Annotated in this window: 12 protein-coding genes; 6 read left to right on the top strand and 6 right to left on the bottom strand. The window is 43.2% G+C overall.

The window, feature by feature from the left end; translation table 11 throughout:
* The 4 genes from GR160_RS19120 to ligD form a co-directional block, all read left to right on the top strand.
* On the top strand, positions 1–280 hold a 280-nt coding region (locus GR160_RS19120), incomplete at its 5' end, for a glycine betaine ABC transporter substrate-binding protein (protein WP_305038398.1).
* A gap of 10 nt (positions 281–290) precedes the next feature.
* Entirely contained in the window at positions 291–1,448 is a 1,158-nt protein-coding gene (locus tag GR160_RS19115) for a MalY/PatB family protein (protein ID WP_160751503.1), read from the top strand.
* Between the two features lie 248 nt (positions 1,449–1,696).
* Positions 1,697–2,482 carry a Ku protein gene (locus GR160_RS19110; RefSeq protein WP_160751502.1) on the top strand — a complete coding sequence of 262 codons (786 nt, stop codon included), beginning with the start codon at positions 1,697–1,699 and terminating at the stop codon, positions 2,480–2,482.
* Between the two features lie 6 nt (positions 2,483–2,488).
* Positions 2,489–5,056 (top strand): DNA ligase D, encoded by a 2,568-nt coding sequence (ligD, locus tag GR160_RS19105; RefSeq protein ID WP_160751501.1) that lies wholly within the window; start codon positions 2,489–2,491, stop codon positions 5,054–5,056.
* Between the two features lie 181 nt (positions 5,057–5,237).
* Here ligD and GR160_RS19100 read toward each other — a convergent pair whose 3' ends face one another.
* Positions 5,238–5,549, bottom strand: coding sequence for a hypothetical protein (locus tag GR160_RS19100; RefSeq protein WP_160751500.1), 312 nt, complete (start codon positions 5,547–5,549; stop codon positions 5,238–5,240).
* 140 nt (positions 5,550–5,689) lie between these two features.
* Positions 5,690–6,082 carry a hypothetical protein gene (locus GR160_RS19095; RefSeq protein ID WP_160751499.1) on the bottom strand — a complete coding sequence of 131 codons (393 nt, stop codon included), beginning with the start codon at positions 6,080–6,082 and terminating at the stop codon, positions 5,690–5,692.
* A gap of 229 nt (positions 6,083–6,311) precedes the next feature.
* Between GR160_RS19095 and GR160_RS19090 the strand changes: the two genes are divergently transcribed.
* A complete protein-coding gene (locus GR160_RS19090; RefSeq protein ID WP_160751498.1) occupies positions 6,312–8,591 on the top strand; it encodes a PAS domain-containing protein in 2,280 nt (759 codons plus the stop codon).
* 2 nt (positions 8,592–8,593) lie between these two features.
* Positions 8,594–9,046 carry a response regulator gene (locus GR160_RS19085; protein ID WP_160751497.1) on the top strand — a complete coding sequence of 151 codons (453 nt, stop codon included), beginning with the start codon at positions 8,594–8,596 and terminating at the stop codon, positions 9,044–9,046.
* A 41-nt stretch (positions 9,047–9,087) separates the two neighbouring features.
* Here the strand turns inward: GR160_RS19085 and GR160_RS19080 are convergent, their stop codons facing one another.
* From GR160_RS19080 to GR160_RS19065, 4 genes are all read right to left on the bottom strand, one after another.
* Positions 9,088–10,035, bottom strand: a complete 948-nt coding sequence (locus tag GR160_RS19080; protein WP_160751496.1) for a YihY/virulence factor BrkB family protein — start codon at positions 10,033–10,035, stop codon at positions 9,088–9,090.
* A 261-nt stretch (positions 10,036–10,296) separates the two neighbouring features.
* The gene (locus tag GR160_RS19075; RefSeq protein ID WP_160751495.1) at positions 10,297–11,718 is read right to left on the bottom strand and encodes an SDR family oxidoreductase; all 1,422 of its coding nucleotides are present in this window, start codon (positions 11,716–11,718) and stop codon (positions 10,297–10,299) included.
* Between the two features lie 137 nt (positions 11,719–11,855).
* A complete protein-coding gene (locus tag GR160_RS19070) occupies positions 11,856–12,173 on the bottom strand; it encodes a response regulator (RefSeq protein WP_237421260.1) in 318 nt (105 codons plus the stop codon).
* Between the two features lie 216 nt (positions 12,174–12,389).
* The coding region (locus tag GR160_RS19065; protein WP_160751494.1) for a DUF4385 domain-containing protein at positions 12,390–12,837 on the bottom strand (448 nt) is incomplete at its 5' end.

Here is a 12,837-nt window from a genome sequence, read left to right as displayed (position 1 = left end):
TGCGCTTATGGCCGATGCCATCGATCTCTACCCCGAATATACTGGTACCGGGCTGCTGGTTTTGCTGCAGCCCGATCCTAAGGTGGCAGAAGCTGTGAGCAAAGAGCCGCAACAGACCTATGAATATGTGGACAAAGCATTTCGTAAGTACTATGGCGTGCAATGGTTAAAGCCCATTGGTTTTAATAATGCCTACGCGCTGATGATGCGCCGACAGCAGGCAGAAAAATTACACATCCGCAGTATTTCTGATTTAAAGGCGTACCTTAATGCGGAGTAATTTAGTGTCTATGGATTTTAATTTTGATGAAATAATAAACCGAAAGGGTACGGCATCCATAAAATGGGATGCTGCGCCCTCAGAAGATGTCCTTCCCATGTGGGTGGTGGATATGGACTTTAAAACCGCGCCGCCTATTATTGAGGCACTCCAAAAAAGGGTCTCGCACGGCATCTTCGGCTATACCCAAACTCCTTTGGAGTTTTACAACGCTATTATAGGCTGGTGGGAGAAGCAGCATCATGTTATACTCGAAAAAGAGAATATAATTGCCACTACAGGTGTTATTCCGGCACTCTCTGCCAGCATCAATGCGCTTGCAAAAAAAGGCAATAAGGTGATCATACAGCCGCCGGTCTACAACCATTTCTATATCACACTCAGAAACAGCGGCGTCGGGATTGTGGAAAACAACCTTATCTATAATGATGGCGATTACACTTTTGATTTCGATGACCTGGAACGTAAAGCGTCCGATACCAGCGTAAAATTGCTCATCATCAGCAACCCGCATAATCCCGTTGGCAGGGTGTGGAAACGCGAGGAGCTCCAAAAGCTGGGGGATATCTGCCAAGAGCACGGTATTGTTGTAATTTCCGATGAAATACATTCTGACTTGGTGTACGAGGGTTTTAAACACATATCCTTCGCATCGCTCGGCCATGCCTACAGCGCGCAATCGGTTACCTTGAGCTCGCCCAGCAAAACCTTCAACCTTGCAGGTGTACAGGTCGGCTATCTCTTCACAGGTAATAAGGAACTCAGGAATAAAATCCAGAAACAATTAGCATCTCAGGAAATGGAATTGCTCAGCCCATTTGCCATCGAAGCACTCATTGCCGCATACCATAGTGGACAACAGTGGCTGGACGCACTAAAGCTTTACCTCTATGATAATTATTTATATCTGAAAACATTTGTAGAAAAGCATATGCCACAGTTAAATGTCACGCCCTTGCAGGCGACCTATCTTGTATGGCTAGATTGTTCCTCTGTGTCAAAGCCCGTGTCGGCACTTGCCTCAGAATTATTACAGGATCATAAGCTTTGGGTTAATCCGGGGACGATGTACGGGGATGAAGGCCAAAATTTTTTACGAATCAATATTGCGTGCCCACGCCCGATATTGGAAGAAGGCCTTGGAAAATTGCTCAGGGCTTTTGATTAAACGGATTACTTCCAAATGGCGAACACAGAAATTTAAGAACGGAGCTACAAAACTGTGGCTCCTTTTATAATTGAAAGTGAATATTGATTTTAAAGACCGTATTCTGCAAAAGATCAGTTTCACCCTAGGAAACGGCACTTAAAATTTAGCGCGACCTGCTACTTTAGCATTTACGTCAAAGGAATATTAAACTATTATGAATTGTTTTTTATAAGCCCTAAATTCATAAATAATTAAAAACCAAACCTATGAAGGCATTATGGAAGGGCAGCATCAGCTTTGGCCTGGTGCATATACCCATTAAAATATACAGCGGCACGCAAACCCATCGTATTGCATTAGATATGGTACGTAAGAAGGATAAATGCGCTATTCAATATGTTAGGGTATGCAAAAAAGACGGCAAGGAAGTGCCGTGGGAAGATATAGCTAAAGGTTACCGCAAAGAGAATGGCGACTATGTAATCCTTGATAAAGATGACTTTGCCAAAGCGGCCCCTGAGAAAACACAATCACTGGATATATTTGAATTTATCAAGGAAGAGGAAATCCCCTCAAAATACCTTGAGAAACCCTATATAACCGAGCCTGCAAAAGATGCTAAAAAGGTATATGCCCTTTTGCGTGAGGCACTGCGTAAATCAGGCAAGGTCGGGCTTTGCAAGTTTGTAATGCGTACCACAGAACACCTTGGGATATTAAAGGTGGAAGAAGATGCCATATTGCTTATTCAGATCCGTTTTGAAGATGAGTTGCGCGACCCCGAAGAGGCAGGTCTGATACCAAAAGACGTAAAAATCGCCAAGAAGGAGCTGGATATGGCCATGAACATCATAGACCAGCTTACCGACACCTTTGACCCTACAAAGTATAAAGATACCTATAAGGCAGAACTCATCAAGATGATCAAGAAAAAAGCTGCGGCTAAGCCGGGAGCCAAAGCCCCTGCCCCGCGCAGGAAAAAGAAAACCCCTGAAGCGAAAGACGATTTACTGGAACAGCTAAAAGCCAGCCTGGAAGCCATAAAAAACTAAGTTGCCATGAAACTATCGGAATATCATAAAAAGCGTGATTTCAAAAAAACGGCTGAACCAAAAGGTACAATCAAAAAATCGGGCGATGCGCAGCGTTTCGTGGTGCAGAAGCACGAAGCGTCACACCTGCATTTTGACTGGCGGCTGGAAATTGATGGGGTTTTGGTAAGTTGGGCGGTACCCAAGGGCCCAAGTGCCGATCCATCGGTAAAAAGGCTTGCTATGCACGTGGAAGACCACCCCATGGATTATATTTACTTTGAAGGCACCATACCCAAAGGGCAATATGGCGGAGGTACCGTTATGGTATGGGATACCGGTACTTATCTGGCTGAAGGCGCAGAATCAGTAGCCGAGAGCAAAAAAATGCTCACCAGGATGCACAAGGAGGGCAACATTAAGGTAGTGATGCAGGGCGAAAAGCTCAAAGGTTCCTATCACCTGGTGCGCATGAGTGGTAAGAAAGAAGAATGGCTGCTCATGAAAGGTAAGGATGAGTTTGCTACAAAACGGAACTTTAACCAAAACTCGGTAATTACCGGGCGTACACTTCCCCAAATTGCAAAAGATAAAGATTCTGATACCTGGGAAAGCGGTAAGAAGGCCGCCGGTGCAAAGACTGGCGATAAAGACAACATCCTGGAAAACGTTACGAAAAACAAAGCCTCAGCGCCCTCTTTTACTGCCGAAGACGTGGCTGGCGCGAAACGCCGAAAAACCTTCCCGAAAGACTGGAAACCACAACTTGCCACCTTAACCGATGAAGTATTTGACAATGAGGATTGGCTGTTTGAAAACAAGTATGACGGGTATAGGGCATTGATACAAATCAACAAGGGAAAGGTAGAACTGACCTCCCGCAACGGGCTGTCCTTTAATAAAAAATACGCACCTCTGGTAGAAGCCTTCGGCAGTATAAAAGATGATATGATACTGGATGGAGAGATTGTTGCGGAAGATTCCAAAGGCAAGAGCCACTTTCAGTGGTTGCAGGATTATGAAGAGAATCCCGAACGGGGAAAACTGAAATGCTATGTATTCGACATACTGTATTTCAACGGTTACGACCTTACTCCGCTGCCCTTACTGCAGCGAAAACGCATACTTGAGGCACTATTGCCCAAACAGGAAAGCATAGTGTATTCCGCCCATACCGTTGGCAAAGGTAAAAAGGCATTGGAAAAAGTTGCCAAGCAAGGCGGCGAAGGGCTGATTGCTAAAAAGGCAGACTCGCTTTACCATGTAAACAAACGTTCTAAAGACTGGCTGAAAATAAAGGTGACCCAGGAACAGGAAATGGTTATTGGCGGCTTTACCGAACCAAAAGGTGCACGTAGCGGCTTTGGTGCGCTACTGTTAGGCTATTATGAAGGTGATACATTTATCTACTCGGGCAAGGTGGGTACCGGGTTTAATGAAACTTCATTAAAGGAGCTTCATAGTACTTTAAAAAAGCTTGAGGTAAAAACCTGCCCATTTAGCGAAAAACCTAAAGAGCCCGGTGTACACTGGATAAAGCCGGAACTGGTAGCGCAGATTAAATATTCGGAGTGGACAGCGGCCGGAAGCCTGCGCCATCCTGTATTTGTTGCATTACGAACGGATAAAAAAGCAACCGATGTGGTAAGAGAAAAGCCTGTAAGCAAGAAAAAAGTTGTTGAGAAGGATAAAAGCACAATAAAGGGCTTTGACACTGAAAAAGTGCCAATAACCAACCCTGACAAAGTTTTCTGGCCGAAAGAAGGCTACACCAAAGGCGATGTGATTGCGTATTATGATGCTATGGCAGAATATGTGCTGAAGTATGTAAAAGACAGGCCACAGTCGTTACGCCGTAACCCCGATGGTATTAAAAATGAAGGTTTTTTTCAAAAGGACATGAGTGGCAAGGCACCGAAATGGGCTACGACCCGTAAATTGAAGTCGTCAGCAGACGGGGAATCTATAGAATACCTGATTTGTAATGATAAGGAAACCCTGATGTATATGGCCAACCTGGGCTGTATCGAGATAAATCCATGGAGCAGCCGCATTGGCAGCATCAACAACCCGGACTATATCATTTTTGACCTCGACCCTAACGACGCCTCTATAAAAGACCTGGTTACAACAGCTAAGAAAGTAAAGGAAGTATTGGATAAACTGAATATAAAAGGCTACCTGAAAACATCCGGCGGTAAAGGGTTGCACATTTTTATACCCGTCAAACCAAAATATACTTACGACCAAACCCGTGACTTTTCACACCTTATAAGCCATACCGTTCACAGCGCATTACCAGATATTACCAGCCTGGAGCGTATGCCTAAAAACCGTGTGGGTAAAGTCTATCTTGATTTCCTGCAAAACGGTAAAGGCAAAACCATGGCGTGTGCCTATTCACTACGCCCGCGTGAAGGTGCTACCGTAAGTATGCCCTTAGAATGGAGCGAGCTGAACGGTAAATTTGACTTAAAGAAATACAACATCAAAACAGTACCAAAACGGGTAGCGCAAAAAGGCGATTTGTGGAAAGGCTTTTTTGAGGATGCCGTTGATTTAAAGGCGGTATTGAGCGAACTCAGAAAAGTTTAATAGACTAATGTATATTTCTAGAAACTTATTCCCCGAAGAAAAAGTTTAAATTTAATACGACAGCAATTTTACTACAAATTCTTCTTTGTATTGCATAAATCGTCCTTATTTTGCTAACATAAAAGCAATGTAACTGAAAAAGTTATGCATCATTATTAAACTACCTTACAACGTCAATTATCTAATCAGAAAGGCGTTCACTAGACCCAAACTTATAGAAGCGGTTTTCCAAGCTTTCTTTTGTCTCTGCCATATAAGTAAATTCCAGATTTTTTTTGTCAAAAATTGTAAAGAATTCGTCCCATGAGACCTGTACATCATCCTCAGCAAAACCCAGGAAATTAATATGAAGTTTATCGCTTTTCCTACCGTCATAGCCTTTCAATACAGCAGGTTTGCCTCCCTTGGATTTAGTCCATTCTATTATCTTAGCATGCGAAACAGTTGTATCATATAGCATGTTTTCCTTACTGGTAAATGAGGGTGTATTCATACCTTGAAGTTTAATTTTAATCTGATCACAGTAAAATTACTTCAAGCATTAAGGCCATTCTGTTAAGGACTGGTAAGCTTCTGTTAAGCAAATGCAATATATTTTTGATTTATGATAATATATGTGAATTTTAAAAGACTTCACTTTTTGTCGTCCTGAGATTCTTTCTCAATTGCTTTTATTTCAACTTTTTCTTTCTTTATTGCCTGGCGCAACAGGGCGAAAATACTCATGTAAAAATTAGCTACATACACCAAAGCAAAACCTGCGATGATATATCCCTTCCATCCGGTAAGCAGCAACTGAAAATTTGAAAGTGTAAGAAAAACAATCGTAACATAGTGGCTGAAACAATATTCACAGGTAAACAAATAGAAAAACTTCCTTCGCCATAGCGATTTTGAATTCTTGCTGCAATTGACACAATACTCCCGGGGTTCGCGAAATACTTCTTCGTGCGTAACCGTCCAGGCCACACAGGCGATGGGGATTGCTAACAGAAAAAGCCAGGTAATTTGGATGGTAAGTGACATTTGGGTATGTTTTATGTAAAGTTACCACTAATGGGATTGTGTTCCATTACGCCATACGTTAATAGGTAACCTTAATATGTTAAAAGTAGTCCAGTGGCATAATCCATTTCAGAAGCTTTACATGAAGCTCTCTTTAATTACCTTGCCATTTACGGCTATGGTTGCATATTTTATCTATTTTCGTACCTTAGCTAAGTGTGATGCCATTACTCAAGCAATGACATAAAAAATGGAGTTAATCAAAAACAAAACCCTTCTTCAAGCACTGTTCGAATCTGCATCAAACGGTATTGTGGTTTTGCAGCCCGAATACAACGACGAAAGCGTTCCTGTTGATTTTACTATACAGCTTTGCAACAATGCTGCACTAATCTGGATTGGAGAAAAAGACTGCACTGGCAAACATTATTCAGACCTTTTCCCAATTTATGAAGAGCACAGCATTTTTAAGTTGCTGATTAAGGTTTTCCAAACCGGCATCACGTCTAAACTGGAACGCGGCTACAACATTAACGGTCATGAACATTGGTTGCGGATTACCATTACCAAACAAGCAGATTTACTTATAGTAACAACCGAAGATATAACCGAACAAAAGGAAGCCCAGTCAACCCTCGAAAAAGCACTTGATACCGCAGAGCGACAAGAACGACTCTACGATTCTATTACCAATAACACTCCTGACCTGGTTTATGTTTTTGATCTCGATTACCGTTTTACCTACGCTAATAAAGCGCTTTTGGCGATGTGGGGTAAAAGTGCCGAGGATGCCATCGGGGTTGGCCTTCGCGAAAACGGCTATGAAGAATGGCATGCTGCCATGCACGAACGTGAAATTGATGAGATAAAAATTACCAAAAAATCAATCCGGGGTACCGTTTCCTTCCCACATGCCGAATTGGGAAGCCGTATTTACGACTACATCCTTGTACCGGTACTAAATGAAGAAGGACAGGTAGAAGCTATTGCGGGAACCACCCGAGATATTACCGACATTAAACAAGCGGAAGAGAAACTACAGCACAGCGAAACGCGGTTGAGCGGTATGATACAGCAGACCCCTGCACCAACCTTAATCCTGATGGGTGATGATTTGGTCGTAGAACAGATTAATGAACCCATGCTGAAGATGATTGGATTTGGCAAAGAAATTATCGGCACATCCCTGCTTAAAAATATGCCGGAATTAACCCAGCAGTACATTTGGGGACAGGTTATAAAAGTGTATGAAGAAGGCATACCTTTTAACCAATCTGAAGTACTGGTATCGCATAAGCGCACCGGTGTCATGAAAGACTATTATTACAATATTGCTTACCGCCCCCTTTGGGAAAGCGGAAAGATTATCGGTATGATACAGGTAGCCATTGATGTAACCGAACAGGTTACGGCGCGCAAAAAACTGGAAGAAAGCGAAAGCCGTTTCCGTGCTTTGGTAAATGCGTCCTCCGACATGGTGTATAGCATGAACGCAGACTGGACGATTATGCGCAACCTTGAAGGACGGGGCTTCCTCACCGACACCGGGGAACCGATGCTGAATTGGATTGATAAATACATCTACAAGGAAGATCGCGATATTGTAGTAATGGCAATAGAAACAGCAGTTTCTACTAAAACTATATTTGAACTGGAACACCGCGTCCTTGCAGCGGATGGCTCCCTTGGATGGACGTTCTCGCGGGCAGTGCCCATTTTTGACCAGTATGGCAACATTCAGGAATGGTTTGGTTCCGCTGCAGATATTACCGCACAAAAAACCATGACGGAAAAGCTGGAAGGCCTTGTGGCAGAGCGTACCCGGGATTTACAACGCTCTAACGAAGACCTGCAACAATTTGCCCACGTTGCCTCACACGACCTTAAAGAGCCGGTACGTAAAATAAAAACATACACCAGCAGGCTGGAATACCATTTAGACGTAAAGCTGGATGATACCGGTAAGCGGTTCATGGAGCGCATACATGTGGCTACCGACCGTATGTTTTCGATGATTGATGGGGTTTTGTCTTATTCCACCACTAATGCGGCACCGCAAATGGCGGCACGGGTCGACCTGAATGAAGTATTGAAAAATATTGAAACCGACCTGGAAGTTACCCTGCAAAAAGTAAACGGCAGCATGCACTATCTAAACCTGCCTGTAATTGAAGGTGCCCCCGTACTGTTGTACCAACTCTTTTATAACCTTATCAACAATTCGCTAAAGTTTGCCAGGCCCGGCATCCCGCCACAGGTTTCCCTTATAGGAGAAATAGATGGGAAGATTGTAAAGATTACACTTTCTGATAACGGTATTGGATTTGAACCCCATCACGCCTCAAGCATTTTCGAGACCTTTACCCGCCTGAACCCTAAAGATGAGTTTGAGGGAACAGGCCTTGGATTATCACTATGCAAAAAAATCGTGGAGCGCCACGGCGGTACGATTTCTGCCACGGGAATCCCCGGCAATGGGGCGACATTTATTATAATACTTCCTTTACAGCAAAAAGAAATCGATATTTAGACATGGGACAAAACATAATTTTGCTGGCAGACGACGACAGGGACGATAGGGAAATGTTCCAGGAGGCATTGGAAATTATAAATGATGACCTGCTGTGCTACAGTGCTGTTAATGGCGATGAATTATTGAAACAATTACAGGGGTTGGAAGAATTACCGGATTTAATTTTCTTGGACATGAACATGCCTGTTATGAGTGGTTTGGAGTGCCTCAAGGTACTGAAAGACGACCCGCGATACAGTACCATACCCGTGATTATGATCTCCACGTCTTCGCACCGGAAAGAGATGGATGACTCCCTAATACTTGGTGCCCAATGCTATTTTGTAAAGCCGAATGATTTTAGGGATTTGGTTGAAATATTGAAGGTAATTACTGCCAATCTTGGATCAGGCCTACAAGATGCACTCACCGTTCTTAATTCAAAAGGTTGCAAACACATCCACATTTCCTGAAACAAGTGATAGTTATTTGAAATATGCCTACATAAACCCATTTACGGATTATTTTTCGTTTCCTTAGTGATATTAGCAGCAGGTTTTTCAGTTTCCTTCTCTTCTACATAAACAGCATACTCGGCTGGCAATATCTTTTCACCTTTAAACGCAGCGTAGGCTTTGGTAAACTCCGCGCTGAAATACATAATCGCTGCCGAATAATACACCCACAGTAATATCACAATGAGTGAGCCTGCCGCGCCGTAAGTAGAGGCCGTACCCGAAGAATTTATATAGAGGCCGATAACATAGCGCCCCAAAAGAAACAGCAAGGTAGTGAATACGGCACCGGCACGTACATCCCGCCACTTTATCTTGGCATCGGGAAGCACTTTATAGATCACCGCAAATACCACGCTAAGCACAACAAGATTTACAGCGACGCTGAGAATATAAAATAACACCACTGAAACATCAGCAAACCAGTCTTTAAACAGGGTGTTGAACGTGTCCAACAGACCGTTTACCACCAGCGATACCACCAATAGGAAACCGAGCCCGATGATGAGTGAACCGGAAAGCAGCCTGTCCTTTAACAGCTTTACCCAACCGCGTTTCGGCTTAGCCTTCACGCTCCATATCATGTTGATGGAATCCTGCAATTCGCCAAATACTGTAGTGGCACCGATTACGAGTGTTACTGCGCTTACCACAAGTGAGAACGTGGTATCCCCCGATAGTTCCATATTCTTTATGATTTCCTGAACCTGCGCCGCCGCCTGGTTGCCAAGTAGGCCATTCAGTTCTGTGAACACGGTACCCCTTACCGCATCTTCTCCAAAAAATGCCCCGGCAAGCGAGATGACTAGAAGCAATAGTGGCGCAAACGAAAATAATGTGTAATAAGCCAACGAGGCACTCAATTTCAAGCCCTTGTCTTCAGAGAATCCCTTAATGGTATCTTTAAAAATAGTAAAACTGTCTGAAAGTATCTTTTTAAACTTCATATCCGTTGCTTTTCAATGGTTATACGAAAGCGCCTTAGCTTCCTTACAAAGGATGAAAGCCTTTATGTACTTAAGGCTTTTTGTATAAAAGCGAAAGGCAGCATAAGTACTAATAAAGGAAGTACGATCAAAGTAAAGACTAACATCTCCAGCAAGAGCATAATTCCTGCTATTGCAGTACCGGCAATAGTATCAATATGTGGTTCAGTCTTATACATATATCTTAGGATCAAATATTATTGCTATAGCATTGCTCTTTAACTAATCCGATACAATTTTGTTTATCATGCCGTTGAAAATAAAATAATGGAATGGAAGGACGGCGTACCAATACAACCTTCCCCAAAGCCCGACGGGACGGAAGGTCGCCGTTTGATAAACGGTTCCATCCTTAACTTTAAACTCCAGCCAGGCCTCACCGGGCATCCGCATTTCAGCATATAGCAGCAACCGCTTTTCTTCAGTATTGGAATATATCACCCTCCAGAAATCAAGTACATCCCCGGTATTGACTTCAACGGCGTTTTTACGGCCACGTTTCAGACCGACGCCTCCAAAAAGCCTGTCCAAAAAACCCCGGAATTCCCACAGCCAGTTGCCATAATACCAACCTGAGGCACCACCAATAGCAAATATGCGTTTGAGTGCTTTTACAGGGTCAGCTGCCTTCCGCTGCTTTTTATCGGTAAAGACTCCAAACTGGGGTACCTTCAGCTGTTTCTCTACCATCTTTTTTGAATACGTACCTCCTATAGCATCCTTCCAGCTGGAAAGCACCAAATTTTGTTCAATTTTATCAAAAGCAATCCGGATGGCTTCGCGATACGATAACGGTTTGATAACAAGTTGCTCGGCAAGGTTGTTCGGTTCAGCCACTACGTCCACGCTCATGCTATCCACAAGGTTGCGTGCGAGTGTGTACGACGTTGACGTAACGAAATACAGCCAATATGAGGATAATTTAGGGGTAAAAAAGGGTACCGTTATAATACGACGCTTTAATCCTCTCTCGGCAGCAAATTCCATTAGCATTTGTTTATAGGTAAGGATATCAGGACCGTAAATATCAAAGTGTTTGCCGAAGGTAAATTCTTTGAGCAGCACCCCGGATAAAAATTCAATGACGTTGCGTATTGATATGGGCTGGCACTTTGTCTTTACCCATTTCGGTGCCACCATCACCGGCAGTTTCTCAACCAGGTCTCTAATGATTTCAAACGAAGCGCTACCGGAACCCACAATAATACCTGCCCTCAACGTCGTAACGGGGGCCTTACCGGAATTGAGTACCTCCTCTACCCTTTTGCGCGAGGCAAGGTGCTTGGAAAGTTTTGCATCGTTAACGATACCGCTTAGGTAAATGACCTGGCGCGCATTTGTTTTATCAATCGCTTCAATGAAATTTCGTGCGGAAACTTCTTCCTTACTGCCAAATTCCCCAGGGCTACTCATGGAATGCACTAGGTAGTATGCAGCATCAATATCATTCGGGAAATGTTCCAAGCTTTGCTTGTCTAAAAAATCTGCCTCAATTACTTCGAGCTTACTGTCCTTAGCGTAGCGTTTTTTATTAAAACGTGAACTATCACGTACCGAACATACTACATGATGCCCTTGTTCCAAGAGAACAGGGAGCAATCGCTGGGCTATGTACCCGGTTGCACCGGTTAGTAGGATTTTCATGGAAACTGTCGTAAATATAGTAGCTGCTTCTCAACTAACTATAAATTTACAACGTTCCAAATTCAACAACTGTTGTCGGAATTATAATTGTGAAAGTATTGGCAGAAATGAAACCGTTGCTGTAAGTTAGCCAAACGTTACGCCCTAATGTAGAAGTCTTGAAATGCAGGCTGGGCAGTCCCGGAAACCTGTATCAACGCCAAAGCTGTATTGATCAACTTTTCCATGTCACTGTAATCAGTTGGTTTTGTGATGAAATAATTGGCGCCCATAGCATACAACTTTTCGATATCATCAGTATTACTGCTGGTTGTAAATATAATTATGATGTTGTTTTTTAAATTAGTATCCTCCCTTATTTGGGCAAGGCACTGGAAGCCCGTCAATCCCGGCATATTCAAATCAAGGAATATTAGGTCGGCTGTAGGATCCGGCGGCCTGTTTAGATACTCCATTAATTTCTCTCCGTCGTTTGATATTGATAATTTTTATATCGGGAAAATGGGCAGAGAAAACCTCCGAGAAAAAATCACAGTCATCAAAATCGTCATCAGCCAACAATATGTGATTATATGGTTTCTGTTGCATAAATTCTAATTAAGTAATTTATAAAGATACCGCTTTTATTTTCGGCGTTCTTAAAATGAAGTTAAATCAGAATAGTTATGGCATTATCCAAACTTGTTTTTCCAGTTTACCTTCAGCTTCGCGTACTTCTCGTCAGCCTCCGCCTCTTTCCAACATTTGTAAAAAATGGCTGCCGCCATGGCCTTTTCAGGTTCACCGGTTCCTTTTTCAAAAGGCCTGTAGTTTTTTTCGCGGTCGTATTTTTTCCCGCCTTTGTAATTGGCATACCGCCTCGCGCGTGTAAAACCCATCTGCAGGTATTTACGTGCCATATCGGCCCCGATGAAATCATCCCGATGCAGATATTGCTGAAACAGTTCCAAAATTTTGGTGCTGCTTTCCTGTGCTATCTCAATATCTTTAAAACGCCAGTATTGCCCGATTTCACTCTTATAGGGCTCGCAGATCAGCACGCCCTGTTCCCCCTTACCGACCCTGTACAGCTCCGGATGCCTGCGGTAATCGATATCCGGCTTCCAAGGATAGTTGTCC

It is taken from the genome of Flavobacterium sp. Sd200, assembly GCF_009826935.1.
In the GTDB taxonomy this organism is placed as follows: Bacteria; Bacteroidota; Bacteroidia; order Flavobacteriales; family Flavobacteriaceae; genus Flavobacterium.
The sequence above is the reverse complement of the archived record's forward strand: the minus strand, read 5'-3'. Positions and strand labels throughout refer to the sequence as shown.